Genomic DNA, 15,244 nt, shown 5'->3' with positions numbered 1-15,244 from the left:
GTCAGTCTACGCCCATGATGCGACTGAGGTGTTGCACATACTGGCCGAATTCAGGTCGCCCTTTGGTGGTGCGGGGATCGCGCGGGCGTGGCAAATCAATCTTGATATCTTCGACGATCCGGCCTGGACGGTCCGACATCACCAAGACGCGGTTCGCGAGGAAAACCGCTTCGGCAATGCTGTGGGTGATTAAGAGGACGGTCTTGTGGATGTCCTGCCACAGGCGAAGCAATTCGACATTGAGTTGGTCTCGTGTGAGTGCATCGAGTGCGCCGAAGGGTTCATCGAGCAGAAGGACCTGCGGGCGTAGGATGAGAGCTTGTCCGATTGCGGCCCGCTGACGCATGCCGCCGGACAGTTCGCAGGGGTAATTCTTGCGGAATTTCTCCAGTCGTAGCACCGGCAGAATATCATTCACTCGGCTGTCGATATCGGCTGCCGCCATACCTTGAACTTCGGCGGCGAGGCGAATGTTGGCCTCAACTGTCAGCCAAGGCAACATATTATGGGTCTGGAACACCACACTGACATCACGCGATGGTTTGATCTGATGGTGCCCTAAGACAGTGATCTGGCTGCCTTCGTCTGCTTGAATGAGGCCGGCCAGGATCCGTAGCAATGTGCTTTTGCCGCACCCGCTGGGTCCAAGCACAGCGACAAAGTCACCACGCTCGACTTCAAAACTCACTGCGTCCAAAGCTTGAACGGCACCTCCGAATGTCTTGGACACGCGATCGGCCCGAATGGCGACATCACCGCTCTGTTGGAACGCAGAGAGGAGTGGCCCAGACGATAGCGAGGGAGCCTCCGAAAGCTGGATCACTTCTTCGCCCCGACCCAACCATTGTGGGAAATGTCGAAGATGATGCCGTTGGGATCGCGGAATTTCATTTCATAATAGAGCGATTCCTTATCCAGAGGGAGTTCGCGGAAAAAGCTGCCGCCGTTCTCCTTGATCCGATCGGATTGCTGATCCAAATCGTCGACCCAGAAGCCGATATGATTGATGCAGACCGCATCCTTGTTCATGCCGGCCCATTCGTCAGCTTTGTAGTTGAGCAGGGCGAGCGAAATCGTGCCATCGGAAACGTATAGCCCGCTGGCGAGTGGCGAATCCGTTTCGCCGACGATCTTCATATCGAAGGCATCGCAATAGAACTTGGCCGCTGCCTGAGGATCTGGAACGGACATTGCCACATGTCGGATCTTTGCCATCTTTAATTCCTTTCAATGTTCAACGGGAGTCAGGTTAGAGCCCGCCACCAGACACGATTTGCCGCGATCTCGACGAGCCAGTAGAGGAGGGTGGCAAGAATCGAGATAGCAACGAGTGCAGCAAACAGCAGATCGGTTCGTGCGGCGGCATTTGCTTCCAGGATCAGATACCCAAGCCCGTGCTGCGCGCCGACGAACTCGCCGACGATCGCGCCGATAACGGCGAGCGGCATGGCCGTTTTGCATCCGTCCATGATGGCTGGCAGCGCAGCCGGCATTTCGAGACGGCGGAACGTGGTTAAGCGCGAAGCACCGATCGATTTAAAATGCTCGATGAGATGAGCGGGTGTGCCCGCGAGCCCGCCGAGTGTGGCGATTACCACGGGGAAGAAAGCAAACAGAAAGGCCATGAGGACTTTGGAGGAGGTGCCATAGCCAATCCAAACGACCATCAGTGGCGCGAGAGCAACCTTTGGCAGTCCCTGAAACAGAACAACCAAGGGATAGAGAAGGCGCTGTCCCATAGGCCATGCGAAAATAGCTAGTCCGAGTGCCAAGCCACCGAAAACCGCAGCGATATAGCCGAGGACGATTTCCCAAGTGGTGACCAGTGAATGCTGAAGCAGGATGATTTTATTGGCCCACAAGCTTTCAAGAACACGGGAGAGTGGTGGCAGCAGATAAGATTTGATCTGGAAGAGAGTGACGGCATATTCCCACAGCAAAGCGAGCAGGGCGAAGAACACTGTGCGTTCGACGGTCGCGCGCCAATTCCAGAGTCTACTTGATCCCGTCATGTTCATTGTTGTTCCGTCCATGCTAGTTTCGGCGGCGCTTCTATTTCAATTTGTTGCGTGTGCCGGGTGGGCCGCCCCAATTTGGCGGCGGAACAACGAATTTCTCAAAACGCCATTGATCGAAAGCTTCGAGATTGTTCTCCCAGACGCTGGCCGAATAGGGCTTTTCTTCCGTCACCTGGACCATTTCCGCATAGAACTCGACATAGTTGCCGTCGGGATCCTTGAAGACGAGGAACAGGTTTTCTCCGGGTCCGTGCTTGCCGATGCCGCGCACGATCTCGATGCCATTGTCCTGTAGGTGTGTTGCTGCCGCCTCAATAGCTTCAAGCGACTCGAGTTCGTAGGCGAAATGTTCGAGACCGGGCCGCCCCCAATAGTAGAGGTCGTTCATATGTTTAGCGTCGGTCGGGATTTGGGCTAGCGCTAGATCGTGATGATCGGTTCCACAGCGCAGGAAGACCATCTGATCTTCGATCCAGTCCGAGACTTCCAAGCCGACGATGCGAGTGTAGAAATCGACAGACTTCTTGAGATCCCGCGCGAACATGACGAGATGACCGAGCTTCCTGGGCTGGGGTCGCATGGCGCTTTCCTCCGAGGGTTAATCGAGCGATGGCAAAAGTAATGCTGACTGTCGTCTTCAGTTCAGCAATGCATTCGTGTAGATATCGGCAGGTTTTACCTTGCCTTTCAGGTCGAAGGACTTGTCGATGAATTGCATCGTCGACTGGATGCGGTCGTCGCGCATGAAGCCAAGACCGCTGTTTCCCGCTGATTTGTCTGCGATCAGATCGTTGATGTCCTTGATCTGGTCGAGCACCACGGACCGATCCAAAGTCGGGAACATCCTCACCATGATGTCGGCGGCCTGATCGGGATTGGAGCGTGCAAAGTCATACCCCCGGTAGGAGGATTTGAGGAATTTGCGGATCACATCTGGCTTTTTGGCAATCATATCTTCGCTTGCCGCGAAGCCGCTGCCGTAGGCATTCAAGCCGTAGTCGCTGTATTCAATCCAAGCCAGATCGACGCCAGCGATTTTGGCTTGCTTGGACATGACAGGCCGGTTGCTGGCGCGCCAGCATTCCGCCAGGTCGATCTTCCCTTCGACCAACGATGCGTCGACCACAGCTGGATCAAGCCGCAAGAGGCTAATAAAATCCTTCGGTTTGCCGTTCGCTTCGAGCCAGGCCGGGATGATATTGTGGACGGGTGAGGCGGATCCACCGCCGAGCTGCATTCCTTTCATGTTGTCGAGTGTTTTCGGCTGCCCGTTTTTCTTAAGGTAGCAAATGCCGGCGGGCCAATGTGTGTTGATCGCGCCGACGAGCCGAATCTTGCCGCCATTCACTCGGTTCAGGACTAGGCTTACGGGATCGACATAGCCGATTTCATATTGCCCTTGATCGAGTTCGTTCGCGGTGCGATTGCCGCCGTAGCCGCGCATCATGGTGACATCGAGCCCAGCTTCCTTGAACCAACCGCGATCAATGGCGACGGCGACACCGACGCTGCTGCCCTGAGGCAGCCACGCCATATTGTAGGTCACCTTTTCTTGCGCAGAGGCCGTTAGAGTAGCGCCCAGCGACAATGCAAGGCCGATCATTACGGAAATAGGGCGTTTCATTTGATGACCCTCCTTGGCGCATCGCCAATCATCACATGTTCGTGCCGACGACCGCCGGAACGGCTTATTGTTCCGCGACAACCGTATTGGTGAGCGTGCCGATGCCGTCTATATGGGCCGAGACGACATCTCCGGCTTTCAAGAAGATGCCGCGGCCGATGCCGACACCGGTCGGGGTGCCGGTGGCGATGACATCGCCCGGCTCAAGCGTTACGATCGTGGATAGATAGGCGATCTGCTCGCGCAGGGTCCAAATCATGTTCCGGGTGCTGTCTTCCTGCATCACCTCGTTGCCCACGGTCAGGCGCATATGGACCGCCTGCGGATCGCGGATGGATGAGGCCGGCACCATCCACGGGCCGAGCGGTGCGAAAGTGTCGTGGCATTTGCCCTGAAACCAGTCGAACTTGAAGGGATAATCGGTGCGTTTGTTGAGGTCGCGGGCAGTGATGTCGTTGACGATCGTGTAGCCGGCGACATGATTCAATGCGTTTTCGGCCGTAATGCGCCGACCACGCGTACCGATGACAGCGCCGAGTTCTATTTCCCAGTCGAGCTGGGAGGTTTCGGGCGGCATGCGAATTTCATCGTTTGGTCCAACGACGGCGTTCTGCAATTTGAGGAACATATACGGCTTACTGTCGGCCTTCGCGGCAAGGACAGTGCCCATTTCGTTGGCATGCTCGATATAGTTCGAGGCCGCGCAATAGATGCGTTCCGGGCGATAAGGCGCCGTCAGCTTCGACAGCCCATCGGTGATGGCGGAAAGCCGATTGCTCGCGACAAGCTTGGTGACCGCCTCCGCGAATGCGGTGAGCGCTGGCCCGCTGCGGCTCCAATCTTTCAGCATCTCCGGCAAGCCGTTCGACATCCAGGTTGCCTCGGGAAGTCGCGCGCCTGCTGCCGCCGCATCCTGGAAATCGTAGAGCTGGCCATCCAGCATCAAAGCGGGGGCCACGTGGCCGTTCTTACGATAGGTCGCCAATGCAAACTGGATCATTTCGATTTCCTGCCGACAAAATATAAATATTGAGCTCTGTTTGTCTATTTTGCATGCAAAATGTCACCTGTGTGTTCGGGATGTCAATAGGGAAAATGGCCGGAGCTTCGGATGGCTTTTCGCAGAGGCTCGACGCGGTTCCGTTTAACTGCCTTAAACCAGCGAATTAGGCCGTCTGACCTAAGCTAGCTGCGTATCCGACGGCGGCGAGGCTCTGCTTCGTTGGGTAGGATTTTCGAGAAGTGTTGCATGACATTCATCACGGAGCCGGTGGAATGGTCGCGCATGGCCTGTGCAGCATCACCACTGTTTTGAGCAAGAATCGCCTGCACGATGGCGTCATGCTCGGAGAGGGACGTCTGAACACGGTCTGGTGAAAAGAAGACGCGGAGGCGAAACGGAGCCAGACGCTGACGCAAGTTGATAGCCATCTCTTCGATGGTTTTATTGCGCGCGCCGGCATAGATCGCCAGGTGGAAGTCTTCGTTCAACGCCGCGTAGGCTTTGACATCATTGCGGTCCAAGGCTGCGCTGGCCTGCTTGTGAAGGAACTCGATGCGGCTGCGGTCAGCAGCACTAGCGCGTAATGCGCACATTCGAGCGGCTAAGGCTTCCATCTCGCTTGCAGCTTCGAACATGTCTTCAAGTTTAGTGGGTTCAATATGGGCGACTGCAAAGCCACGCCGGGGGAAATATTCGACGAGCTGTGTCGTCACCAGTTCATGTAAAGCGTCGCGTACAGGGCTCCGTGAGACATTGAAGCGGGCAGCCAGGGACATTTCATCCAGCTTACGGCCAGGTTCAAGCTGTCCGGCAACAATCTGCTCGGCCAAGGATTGGGCGATGGTTTGGGATAGGGTGGTTTCCATTTAGCGAACTCTTCAAATTTGCATTCAGAATGGCGTACGGACGAGCTTAGGTTGATATAATAAATGCACTTTTGATGTTTTGCATGCAAATATATCGAGCGCCCGCAATAAGCTAAGGTGCAGCTTGTTGCGATTGAGATTTCTTGTCCTCGCCTGTGGCGTGCCAGCTAAGCGGGAACGAAGCCATTAGCGAATAGTCGGCGTGATTGGAGATGTGCCGCGCTGCTGCCGGAAGCTAGCAGTCAAAATTGCAGCAGCAAAACTGTCACCCGATCATTTTCAACTTTCCGCGTTTATCGTGGGCGATTGATGAAGTCACGCAAGGCTGAACCGAGATTATCTTCGCTCGTGTTCAAATGGGCGATGGTGGATGTGTGATTGTGCCCGCGCAGCCACATCGTCGGCGGAGTATATCCTTTGGCCTGTGCAAGCCAGTGAACGAGCTCCGCACAATGTACGTCGATCAGTGGGTTTTCATATTCGCCCCAGGCGATGAACGTTGGGATCGATTGGGCATCGACCTGTGACACGGGCGACAGCCGATCGAGCGTACCGGGATCAGTGGTCTCGTAATAGGTTTCGACCCGCCGCGCATTGGGGTTTTCGGGACGGTTCTCGGCGCGCACCCGGCCACTGACGATGACAAGCCCGGCAAGCCCCGATCCGGCCACTGGATGCAAGCTGCGATCATAGGCGTAGGTCGCCACATGAGCCCCGCCGGCGGAATGGCCCATTAGAAAGATGCGCTGTGGATCGACGCCGATCTCCGGTGCGCTGTTATGGATCGCCTGAACGACTTCGCCAATGTCGCGGCTCGCCTCAGGATAGCAGGCCTGGGGCGCGATACGATAGCCAATGTTCACGCCGACGATGCCGTGGCGGGCCAGGTAGTAGAGAACGTTGGCGTAAATCTCGTCGGTGCGGTTGCGGTGACCTTCGGTGAAGGCGCCGCCATGCACGAAGAGCATAGCCGGTCGGCCCGTGCCTGCCGCTTGAGGTAGAAACAGGTCATAGGCCTGCCTGGGATCGACGCCGTATTTGATCTCTCGCCTGACCTCGACGCCCTCTTTCGGTGCATCCTTCAGGAGCGCGCTGAAGTTATCGAGCATCAGGCGGATATGCCCGCTGATATCGTCTTTCCAGCGCGGGCCGACATCGGCCATCAGTTGGCGCAGCGCTGGTGGAATATAGGGTGGCAAGCTCATGGCGGATTCCGGGTTAGCTGGCCTTCTTGCGCAACTGCAATCGGCGCGTGGCTCCGCCTACGAGCAGGGGGTGAATCTGCAGTTCGTCGCGCAGGCGTTCCTCTTTCATCTCCAGCAGAGCGGCGCGTTCTTCGGACGACAGGTCAAATCGGTCGGCGAAGGCCAGCGGATCGCTCATGTAAAAATCGCAGGCGGCATCGTCCGTTCGCAGCGCGTGCATGGCGTGGGAAAGTTCGACGCGGTGCGGTGGCGTCGGCGGATACCACAGCCGGTCGCGCTCAAGCGGTTTGATGTTCGTCCAACCGAACATGCCGTAGGTGTGATGCCAGTTGGGTTCGAAAGTGGCGACTTCCGGCCGCCGGTCGCCAATCGCACCAGCAATGATCAGCCATGCGCGCAGTTCGATATTGCCTGACTTGTCGAGCTCTTGGGCGTCGAGGCTCAAGAGGTAATGTAGATTGCCTTCCGCCAGCTTCTGATAAATTTTCTCGTCGGCTGCCAGATCTGGACCGGGTGAGGCATAGCGGGCCGTGCCTGGATAATGCGAGAGACCGCCGCTGCCGATGATGGCGGCGCTGAGGCCCATGCGGGTCACGGCGCGCGCCAGCGCTTGGCCGAAGGCATAGCAGCGCGTCGGGTGCGGCTGCGGTGCGACATAGGAATTGACGAACAACGGCACGATCGGCGTTTCCTGGTCAAAGCCGAAGTATTCGACCGGGATTGTGAAAAAGGTGCCGAGATCGGCATCGAGCGTGAAGGCGGGATCAAAGCCCTCCTCCTGCATGGCTTCCACCAGGGCGTAGCCGGCGGCACCGTCGACCTTCCACCAGCCGGTATGCCCGTCATGCCCGCGGGCGCGATTGCCGCAATGGAACATGAAGGCCGGGATGGACTTGAGAATAAAGTCGTCGCCATGGTCGTTGGAGATGACGATCAAGATGTCGGGCTTCGCTTTGCGGAAACCATCGCCAATTTCCTGCATGGCGGCTTTGACGCGCGCGACCTGCTGTGCGTCCTCGCTCTTGGGCAGACTCAGAAGCTGCGGCGCATGCGGCACGGCCGCCGCGGCAACAATACCCGTGCGCTTTTTTTCGTTGTGCATGATCCATCCCTTTATGCGTTGCTCGCCATTCTGCCGGCCTCCGACATGTGGACGATATACTAGTGAAAGAACGCGCCGCCATTGACGAGCAGGCTTTGTCCGGTGACGAAATCGGAGCCCGGCCCCAGCAGAAATACCAGGGCGCCGGTCACGTCTTCGGCGGTTTCGGTTCTCTTGAAACAACGTTGCGCCACGACGCGTTTGTTGCCGACGATCCCGTCCTCGTTCTGCAGATCGCTTGGATCGGGAATGAGGTCGGGACACAGATTGTTGACGCAGATACCGTAGTCGCCGACTTCGCGCGCCAGAGCGCGGGACAGGCCTATGATCGCTGCCTTGGAGGAGACATATTGCAGCATGCCGCCAACGCCTTTGAAGGGCGTGTTGGACGAGATGTTGACGATCTTCCCGTAGTTCTGCTGCCGCATATAGGGGAAGACGGCCTTGCAGCACAGCCAGGTTCCCCTGACGTTGACGCTATAACAGCGGTCCCATTCATCGACGGGAATGTCGGCGAAGGAGCCCATCGTGCAGCCGCGATAGAAGCCGGCGTTGTTCACGAGGCCGTCGATACGGCCGAAGGAGCCGACGACCTCATTCGCCATGCGCTCCACCGAAGATGGAGTGCTGATATCGACGATCAGCGAAACCGCCTTGCCGCCGTTGCGGGTGATCGTATCGACCAGGGCAGGCTGCGGTTCGAGATCGGCCAGAATAGTATTGGCGCCGGCCGAGCCGATGGCGTTGGCGAAGGCCCGCCCGATCAGGCCGCCGGCGCCGGTGATAATGATGGTGCGTCCGCTGAGATTCGTCATGGTCCTGTCCTCAGGCGAGCGCCGATTCAACCGCGCGTCGCGCGAGCACCGGAATCAAATGGGCGCGATATTCGGCATTGGCTTGCAGGTCCGTGCTCAGCCCGTCGGCCGACACGCGGATATTCTCCAATGCATTCGGCGAGAAGGAGGCACCGAGTGCCTGTTCCACCTCGGCAATGCGAAACACCTTCGGGCCGGCGCCGGTCACGGCCACCCGCACATGATCGCCGAAGTCGGCCACGAAAACACCGACCAGCGCGAAGCCGGACGCCGGGCTCTTGAACTTCACATAGCCGGCGCGCTTGGGAACCGGGAGACGGATTGAAACGAGCAGTTCGTTCGGCATCAGTGCGGTCTCATAGAGGCTAACGAAGAAATCGTCGGCGGCAATTTCGCGATCGTTCGTCTTCAGAGTGGCACCAAGCCCCAATGCTGCTGCCGGATAATCAGCGGCCGGATCCGAATTGGCGAGGGAACCGCCGATCGTACCGTTGTTACGAATCTGCCGGTCGCCGATCTGCGAAGCCAGATAGGCCAGGGCGCCGATCCGCTTTTTGATCTCGGCATGGCCATAGACCTCGGCATGCTTGGTCATGGCGCCGATCGAGATTGCTTCGTTGCGAATGTCGATGCCGCGAAGTTCGGCGAGGCCACTGAGATCGATCAGATCGCTGGGGGCGGCCAGGCGTAGTTTCATGGCCTGGACCAACGTCTGCCCGCCGGCCAAGAATTTCGGGTCCGGCAGCTCTGAGGCGAGCTTCAAGGCGTCCGACAGGCTGCCCGGGCGATGATAGGTATAGGGGTGCATGAACATCGGGCGCTCCTATTTCCGCGCGTTCATGGCTTTGGCGCCGGCGATCACCGCGTCGATGATGCCGTTATAGCCCGTGCACCGGCACAGATTGCCGTCGAGACCTTCCTGTACGATCTCGCGCGTCGGCGCGGGATATTCCTTGATGATATCGAGCGCGGTCATCACCATGCCCGGCGTGCAAAATCCGCATTGCAGCGCGTGATTTTCGCTGAAGGCGTGTTGCATGGGATGCAATTGGGTGTCGGATTCGGCGATGCCCTCGATCGTTGTGATCATGCCTCCCTGCGCCTGTAGGGCCAGCATAGAGCAGGCTTTCACCACCGCGCCATTCAAATGGATCGAACAAGCGCCGCATTGCGCCGTATCGCATCCGATATGAGTGCCGGTCAGTTTCAAATCTTCTCGGATGAACGTCACCAGAAGGGTTCGCTCGTCCACGGTGGTTTCGATCGCTTTGCCGTTCACGACCACTGAAATGGGTACGCTCATCATCCTGTCCCGGTTCACGGATACGGTTATAGGTCCAGAGTCAGCGAGTCGCTGGTGGCGCCGGAGCAGCAGACCATCATGACCCGGTTGGTTTCGCGCTGTTCGTCGTCGAGGATGAAATCGCGGTGATCTGGAATGCCCTTGAGGACCTTCGTCTCGCACGCGCCGCACAAGCCTTCCCGGCAGGAAAACTCGACTTTGATGCCGGTGTCTAGAAGGGCATCGAGAATGGATTGCCCTGGCGACACCGAGATCGTGCGGCCATCGCGCGCTAGTTTGACCCGGCAGCCACGATCGTTGATCGTGCCGGTCTGTCCTGAGAACCGCTCGATGTGAACGAAGTCGGAGGAAACGGTGGCGCTGGCGATAAAATGATCGAGCATGCCAGCTGGGCCGCAGCAATAGAAATGAGCCCCGGCTGGCGCGTTGTCAAAGATGGCGCGCAGGTCCAGTGCCGGCGTGCCGTCCTCGGGAAAGAACGTTTGCACCTTGCCGGGCAGAGTGGAGATTGATTCGAGCAGAGCCGCATGGGCGAGCGAGCGAGCTGTATAGTAGAGGCGCCAGTTTCGCCCCAGGTCCGTCAGCCGGTGGGCCATCGCGTAAATCGGCGTGATGCCGATGCCGCCGGCGACCAGGATGGAATGTTCCGCCTCCTCGCGCAGGTGGAAGTTGTTCGCGGGAGTGTCCGCTTTGAAGATGTCTCCCACTTTCACATGATCATGCAAATAGGAGCTGCCGCCACGGCCGGCGGCATCGCGCTTGACCGCGATCCGATAGCCGTCGCCATTCTCTGGCGGATTGATCAGGGAATAGCTACGCGCCATTCCATTGGGCAAATGCAGTTTGATATGCGCGCCCGGATCGAAAGCGGGAATGCGATGATCATCCACGGGTGTCAACCCGTAGGACCGTATATCGATCGCTTCCCGCCTGATATCCGTTACCCGTACTTCCAGCGGCTGCATGCCAAGGCCTTGTACGAAAGAGATAAGTCTTATCGATAAATGCCGCGATCCCTAAAAAGCGGCAACGACCTCTATTTCCAGAAGCATTTCCGGCCGCGACAGATCGGCGATGATCGTAGTACGCGCGGGGAAATTTCCGGCGCTGAAGCGTTTCCGGTAAAGGTCGTTCATCGCCGCGAAGTCGCCCTGCCGGGTCAAGATGACATTCGTCTTGACGATTTTGTCGAATGACGATCCAGCCTCGGTAAGGATGATGTTGAGATTGTCGAGGGCCTGTTCACACTGCGCCTCGAAATCATCCACGGCCAGTTCGCGATCGCCAAAATAGCCAGGGACGCCGGAGACATAAAGAAGGTCACCGATGCGTACGGCATGCGCGAGCGGCGCTGCAACCTTATGGGCGTTGGGAATGGGAATAATTTGTCTATTGCTCATGACGTTATCCAGCTTGGGTTTGCAATTCGCTTCGGGAAACACTGACGCCTCAACGATTGACGATCTGGTTCCATTGATCGACGATGTTGTTGCGATAGCGATTGAGGTAGTCGATATCGACCTTGTTCAATTTACTTGCCGTCGGGCAGGAGGCGGCGACGTCGTCTGGCACCTTGGCCTTCGTGTTGACGGGACGAGTCTTGCCCAGCTCCGCCCATTTCTCCTGGTTCTCTGGGCTCAACATGTGATTGATGAAGCGGCTGGCGCCATCGTTCTCAGGGCGGCCCTTGACCTTCGCCACCGCCAGCGGCGCGTAGTAGGCGCCTTCTGAGGGAACGACGAAGCGCAGATCCTTGAGATCAGGATCATTCATCATGACCAGGACGTTGCCGCTGAAATAGGGCGTAGCCCACACTTCGCCAGTCTTGAGCCAACCAACGGCGACATTTTCCTGATCCCACAGGCCGGGCCCGGAGGTGCGGATGCGCTGATAGAGCTTCATGCCTTCCTCGGGATTCTTGAGGGTGCCGCCCTTAGTGCGCGATAGGCCGTCCAACGTGTTGAAAGCGCCGGTGTAAGTCACATTGGGGGCCGAAACGTGTCCCTTGAGATCGTCGCGTAACAGATCGGCCCAGGAGGTGATTGGATTTTTCACATATTTGGCATTGTAGGCGATGCCAAAGCAGCCATAGGTGAAGGGAACGCCGGCATCACCAGCTACGCGTACCGACGGGTCGACGTCGGCAAGTGCGGGAATCGTCTTCGTGTCGAGCGGCTCGAGCAGGCCCGCGGCCGCAACGAGCGGCAGGGTGAGATCCGTGAAGGTGACGACGTCTTCTTTCGGATTGGCGCGATTGGCCTGCATCTGCGTGAAGCGCGCGCTGTCCCAGGATTCGAGGTAGCGGAGGCCCGAAGCCCGATCGTATGTACCGACGAAGGCCTTCTTGATGTTGTTGCCGATCGTGCCTGGGTATCCGCTCATGATGAGCTGCTGCTGCGCCGAACTTTCGGTAACGGCCATCACGGACAGGGCTCCGACCAAAGCCATCGACCCGTACAACCGAACTAGATTTGCTTGTTTGATGTTCATGCCACCCTCCTTCAAAACTCAAATGATCCGATGATCCCGATCAGGCGGTCCCTCGTCCGCCGATATGCTCCAGCAAGCCTAGCTTTTGCAGGCCGAATGCGACGACGAGACCAAGAATGACCAGCGTGCTGGACACGGCCGCCGCGACCGGATCGTTGACGTCGTAGACATATTTGTAGAGCGCCACCGGCAGCGTGATCTGATCGGACTGCGTCACGAACAGGCTGACCGTGAACTGGTCAAACGAAACGATGAAAGCGAAAATTGCGCCCGACGTAATGCCAGGGACGAGGCTAGGCATCACGACGCTGAAGAAAGTGCGCCAGGGACCGGCACCGAGAATCTCGGAGGCTTCTTCCAGATGTTTCTTGATGTCGAGGGCGTTGACTAAAATCGCCCGGAACATGAACGGAAAAACCAGGAGCGTGTGGGCGCCCAGCAGAGCTGGAAACGTGTCGATCATATCGACGCGGATCAGGAAGTAGAGCAAGGCGATGCCGATGATCAGGGCCGGCACGATCAGGGGCGTCAGCAGGACAAATTCCAGAACCCGCGCCAGGAGCGAACCTTGCAGGCGCCGCAAGGCGAGCGCCGAGGGAATGGCGAGGACTGTGGCGAGAAATGTCGCGCTGACCGCCAGAATGATACTGCGAATGGCCGGTCCGCCGAAAATGCCGAGTTCCCAAGCTGACTTATACCAGCGCAGGGAGAAGCCTTCTGGCGGGAAGGTGAAGAACGACTTTTCGCTGAAGCTGAAGAGAACGACAATGATTAGTGGCGCGAGCAGGAACAGATAGATCAGCGCGACACTGATACTGAGCGTGACGTTGGGCCTTGAGCTCATCGTTGGGTCTCCTTGAGGCGGGGAGACAGGCGCGCCTGGAAGGCGTAGATGGCCGCCGTGATCGCCAGCAGGATCATCGACAGGGCGGTGGCGCGCGGTAGATTGAACAAAACAAGCGCGTCGGTATAGACCGAGACCGAGAGGTACTGGATTGCCGATCCGCCAAGCATGAGTGGAGTGACGAAAGCGCCGAGCATCAGGCTGAACACGAGGATGGCACCGGCGATCAGCCCCGGCGCGGCGAGCGGCAGGTCGACGGTGAAGAAGCGGTAGGGCCCCGATGCGCCTAGGATGTCGGCTGATTCCAACAGGCGGCGGTCGATACCTTGCAGGGATGTGGCGATGGACAAGATCATGAAGGGCAAGAAGACCTGCGTGCTGCCAACGACGAGGCCGATGTAGTTGCTCGTCAAGGTCAGCGGATTGTCGATCAGCCCGAGCTGCATGAGAACCGTATTGATCACGCCTTTGCGACCAAGCAGTAGCAGCCAGCCGTAGGTGCGAACGACGGTGTTGACGAGTAGCGGAGCGGCGATGAGGAAGAAGAGCAGGGGCTGAACGCTCTTGCGTGCGTTCACGAGATGCCAAGCGACGGGATAGCCCAAGATCGTGCAAAGCAGTGTCACTAGCGCCGCCGCGCCGAGCGTCTTGGCGTAGATTTCCCAGTAGAGCGGAGAGAACAGAACCGTCTGATAGTTCTCGAAGGTTCGGCCGGGAAGAATCTGGCCGAACTCGGCGCGGTGGAAACTGGCTTGGACGAGCTGGGCCAGCGGAACCGCCATCAGCCCCGCGATGACGATCAATGCGGGAAGGACCAGGACGGCCGCCATCAAGGTCGTCTTGCGTCGGCGGGCTGAAGTCAGCGAGGTCATCGTCACATCCCTCATGCGGCGGGGAGGCAGACGGTGGCCCCGGCGATCTCAGCCCAGACCCGCTGACCGATTTCGGTGGCCGATTCCGGCAGACCCAGCACCCGCGCTTTCACAGTCGGTCCGTTGTCGAGATCGACACGGATGAGCGAAGAGCCCCCCTCAAAGCCGACATCGGCGATCCGCCCCGGAATGCCTCCGATCGAGGCATCTTTGTGCAGCAGCACATGCTCGGGGCGGACGACGAGCTTGAAACGGCCCGGAACACTGTCAGCGGGAATGCGAATTTCGTAGCTGGTGCCGTCGATCCGGGCCATGCCGGACGGCGCGCCGCTGCGATCACAGGAGACGAGGCTGACTTCGCCGATGAAGTCGGCGACGAAAGCCGTCTGCGGCGCCTGATAGATCGAGCGCGTGTCTCCCAGTTGTTCGATCTTTCCGTTCTTGAGAACGGCGACGCGATCGGACATGGATAGGGCTTCTTCCTGGTCGTGCGTAACGAACAGAAATGTCGTTCCGGTCTGCCGATGAATGCGCTTCAGTTCTACTTGCAGCTGCTTGCGCAGCTTGAGATCGAGAGCACCGAGCGGTTCGTCCAGCATCAGCACCTGCGGCGATGTCGCCAAGGCGCGGGCTAGGGCGACGCGCTGTTGCTGGCCGCCGGAAAGCTGATGCGGATAGCGATTGGCAACTTGCGGCAGCTGCACCATTTCGAGCATTTCTGCCACGCGTTTGGCGGCATCCGGACCCTTCCAGCGTTTAACGCGCAGGCCGTAGCGGATGTTTTCGGCGACCGTCATGTGTGGAAATAGCGAATATTGCTGGAACACCATGCCGAGATCGCGTCGGCGCGGCGGCTCTCGCGTCACATCGCGTCCGTCGAGATAAACCGTGCCACTGTCGCACATTTCCAAACCGGCGACGATGCGCATCAGGGTCGTCTTGCCGGAACCGCTGCTGCCCAGAAGCGTCAGAAACTCGCCGGCGAGAATATCCAGATCAATACCATCGTTGACCGTCAAAGGCCCGTAGCGCTTGGTAATTCCCTTGAGAGCGACCTTCGGTGGCGTACTCATGTTGACCATCCAATTGGGTCCGAACCTTT

At 58.2% G+C, this 15,244-nt stretch carries 18 protein-coding genes; all 18 read right to left on the bottom strand.

Annotated elements, in window-relative coordinates; genetic code table 11:
- Position 1: 1 nt before the first annotated feature.
- Positions 2 to 730 carry an ABC transporter ATP-binding protein gene (locus tag BLW50_RS29130; RefSeq protein WP_244544519.1) on the bottom strand — a complete coding sequence of 243 codons (729 nt, stop codon included), beginning with the start codon at positions 728 to 730 and terminating at the stop codon, positions 2 to 4.
- Between the two features lie 89 nt (positions 731 to 819).
- A complete protein-coding gene (locus BLW50_RS29125; protein ID WP_090710410.1) occupies positions 820 to 1,215 on the bottom strand; it encodes a VOC family protein in 396 nt (131 codons plus the stop codon).
- Positions 1,216 to 1,244: 29 nt separating this feature from the next.
- Positions 1,245 to 2,033, bottom strand: a complete 789-nt coding sequence (locus BLW50_RS29120) for an ABC transporter permease (RefSeq protein WP_244544518.1) — start codon at positions 2,031 to 2,033, stop codon at positions 1,245 to 1,247.
- 19 nt (positions 2,034 to 2,052) lie between these two features.
- Complete coding sequence (locus tag BLW50_RS29115; RefSeq protein ID WP_090710408.1) at positions 2,053 to 2,598, bottom strand: VOC family protein; 546 nt, start codon at positions 2,596 to 2,598, stop codon at positions 2,053 to 2,055.
- A gap of 57 nt (positions 2,599 to 2,655) precedes the next feature.
- A complete protein-coding gene (locus tag BLW50_RS29110; RefSeq protein WP_090710406.1) occupies positions 2,656 to 3,642 on the bottom strand; it encodes an ABC transporter substrate-binding protein in 987 nt (328 codons plus the stop codon).
- Positions 3,643 to 3,706: 64 nt separating this feature from the next.
- Positions 3,707 to 4,642, bottom strand: coding sequence for a fumarylacetoacetate hydrolase family protein (locus BLW50_RS29105; RefSeq protein WP_090710404.1), 936 nt, complete (start codon positions 4,640 to 4,642; stop codon positions 3,707 to 3,709).
- Between the two features lie 185 nt (positions 4,643 to 4,827).
- Positions 4,828 to 5,511: a GntR family transcriptional regulator gene (locus tag BLW50_RS29100; protein WP_090710400.1), complete on the bottom strand. Its 684-nt coding sequence runs from the start codon at positions 5,509 to 5,511 to the stop codon at positions 4,828 to 4,830.
- A 293-nt stretch (positions 5,512 to 5,804) separates the two neighbouring features.
- Positions 5,805 to 6,716 (bottom strand): alpha/beta hydrolase, encoded by a 912-nt coding sequence (locus BLW50_RS29095; protein ID WP_090710397.1) that lies wholly within the window; start codon positions 6,714 to 6,716, stop codon positions 5,805 to 5,807.
- Positions 6,717 to 6,729: 13 nt separating this feature from the next.
- Entirely contained in the window at positions 6,730 to 7,818 is a 1,089-nt protein-coding gene (locus BLW50_RS29090; RefSeq protein ID WP_090710395.1) for a DODA-type extradiol aromatic ring-opening family dioxygenase, read from the bottom strand.
- A gap of 59 nt (positions 7,819 to 7,877) precedes the next feature.
- Positions 7,878 to 8,633 carry an SDR family NAD(P)-dependent oxidoreductase gene (locus BLW50_RS29085; protein ID WP_090710393.1) on the bottom strand — a complete coding sequence of 252 codons (756 nt, stop codon included), beginning with the start codon at positions 8,631 to 8,633 and terminating at the stop codon, positions 7,878 to 7,880.
- A gap of 10 nt (positions 8,634 to 8,643) precedes the next feature.
- Complete coding sequence (locus BLW50_RS29080; protein ID WP_090710877.1) at positions 8,644 to 9,441, bottom strand: FAD binding domain-containing protein; 798 nt, start codon at positions 9,439 to 9,441, stop codon at positions 8,644 to 8,646.
- 15 nt (positions 9,442 to 9,456) lie between these two features.
- On the bottom strand, positions 9,457 to 9,939 hold the full coding sequence (locus BLW50_RS29075; protein WP_210186179.1) for a (2Fe-2S)-binding protein: 483 nt from the start codon (positions 9,937 to 9,939) through the stop codon (positions 9,457 to 9,459).
- Positions 9,940 to 9,962: 23 nt separating this feature from the next.
- Complete coding sequence (locus BLW50_RS29070) at positions 9,963 to 10,826, bottom strand: PDR/VanB family oxidoreductase (RefSeq protein WP_244544517.1); 864 nt, start codon at positions 10,824 to 10,826, stop codon at positions 9,963 to 9,965.
- 126 nt (positions 10,827 to 10,952) lie between these two features.
- The gene (locus tag BLW50_RS29065) at positions 10,953 to 11,336 is read right to left on the bottom strand and encodes a RidA family protein (protein ID WP_090710871.1); all 384 of its coding nucleotides are present in this window, start codon (positions 11,334 to 11,336) and stop codon (positions 10,953 to 10,955) included.
- 49 nt (positions 11,337 to 11,385) lie between these two features.
- The gene (locus tag BLW50_RS29060) at positions 11,386 to 12,426 is read right to left on the bottom strand and encodes an ABC transporter substrate-binding protein (RefSeq protein ID WP_090710388.1); all 1,041 of its coding nucleotides are present in this window, start codon (positions 12,424 to 12,426) and stop codon (positions 11,386 to 11,388) included.
- A 40-nt stretch (positions 12,427 to 12,466) separates the two neighbouring features.
- Positions 12,467 to 13,270, bottom strand: a complete 804-nt coding sequence (locus tag BLW50_RS29055; protein WP_090710386.1) for an ABC transporter permease — start codon at positions 13,268 to 13,270, stop codon at positions 12,467 to 12,469.
- Positions 13,267 to 14,142 (bottom strand): ABC transporter permease, encoded by an 876-nt coding sequence (locus tag BLW50_RS29050; protein ID WP_170850446.1) that lies wholly within the window; start codon positions 14,140 to 14,142, stop codon positions 13,267 to 13,269. The genes BLW50_RS29055 and BLW50_RS29050 overlap by 4 nt, the downstream gene beginning before the upstream one ends.
- Positions 14,143 to 14,153: 11 nt before the next feature.
- Positions 14,154 to 15,215, bottom strand: a complete 1,062-nt coding sequence (locus tag BLW50_RS29045) for an ABC transporter ATP-binding protein (RefSeq protein ID WP_170850445.1) — start codon at positions 15,213 to 15,215, stop codon at positions 14,154 to 14,156.
- Between the last annotated feature and the right edge of the window lie 29 nt (positions 15,216 to 15,244).

It is taken from the genome of Beijerinckia sp. 28-YEA-48, from assembly GCF_900104955.1.
GTDB lineage: Bacteria > Pseudomonadota > Alphaproteobacteria > Rhizobiales > Beijerinckiaceae > Terripilifer.
Note: the sequence above shows the minus strand (reverse complement) of the source record. Positions and strands in the feature narration are given on the sequence as shown.

What these genes read in the sequence shown, in the direction of transcription:
- BLW50_RS29095 (WP_090710397.1), bottom strand. Translation starts at nt 6,716, where the DNA reads ATGAGCTTGCCACCCTATATTCCACCAGCGCTGCGCCAACTGATGGCC.
- BLW50_RS29090 (WP_090710395.1), bottom strand. Translation starts at nt 7,818, where the DNA reads ATGCACAACGAAAAAAAGCGCACGGGTATTGTTGCCGCGGCGGCCGTG.
- BLW50_RS29060 (WP_090710388.1), bottom strand. Translation starts at nt 12,426, where the DNA reads ATGAACATCAAACAAGCAAATCTAGTTCGGTTGTACGGGTCGATGGCT.
- BLW50_RS29080 (WP_090710877.1), bottom strand. Translation starts at nt 9,441, where the DNA reads ATGCACCCCTATACCTATCATCGCCCGGGCAGCCTGTCGGACGCCTTG.
- BLW50_RS29120 (WP_244544518.1), bottom strand. Translation starts at nt 2,033, where the DNA reads ATGGACGGAACAACAATGAACATGACGGGATCAAGTAGACTCTGGAAT.
- BLW50_RS29110 (WP_090710406.1), bottom strand. Translation starts at nt 3,642, where the DNA reads ATGAAACGCCCTATTTCCGTAATGATCGGCCTTGCATTGTCGCTGGGC.
- BLW50_RS29050 (WP_170850446.1), bottom strand. Translation starts at nt 14,142, where the DNA reads ATGACCTCGCTGACTTCAGCCCGCCGACGCAAGACGACCTTGATGGCG.
- BLW50_RS29075 (WP_210186179.1), bottom strand. Translation starts at nt 9,939, where the DNA reads ATGATGAGCGTACCCATTTCAGTGGTCGTGAACGGCAAAGCGATCGAA.
- BLW50_RS29105 (WP_090710404.1), bottom strand. Translation starts at nt 4,642, where the DNA reads ATGATCCAGTTTGCATTGGCGACCTATCGTAAGAACGGCCACGTGGCC.
- BLW50_RS29125 (WP_090710410.1), bottom strand. Translation starts at nt 1,215, where the DNA reads ATGGCAAAGATCCGACATGTGGCAATGTCCGTTCCAGATCCTCAGGCA.
- BLW50_RS29085 (WP_090710393.1), bottom strand. Translation starts at nt 8,633, where the DNA reads ATGACGAATCTCAGCGGACGCACCATCATTATCACCGGCGCCGGCGGC.
- BLW50_RS29065 (WP_090710871.1), bottom strand. Translation starts at nt 11,336, where the DNA reads ATGAGCAATAGACAAATTATTCCCATTCCCAACGCCCATAAGGTTGCA.
- BLW50_RS29055 (WP_090710386.1), bottom strand. Translation starts at nt 13,270, where the DNA reads ATGAGCTCAAGGCCCAACGTCACGCTCAGTATCAGTGTCGCGCTGATC.
- BLW50_RS29045 (WP_170850445.1), bottom strand. Translation starts at nt 15,215, where the DNA reads ATGAGTACGCCACCGAAGGTCGCTCTCAAGGGAATTACCAAGCGCTAC.
- BLW50_RS29115 (WP_090710408.1), bottom strand. Translation starts at nt 2,598, where the DNA reads ATGCGACCCCAGCCCAGGAAGCTCGGTCATCTCGTCATGTTCGCGCGG.
- BLW50_RS29100 (WP_090710400.1), bottom strand. Translation starts at nt 5,511, where the DNA reads ATGGAAACCACCCTATCCCAAACCATCGCCCAATCCTTGGCCGAGCAG.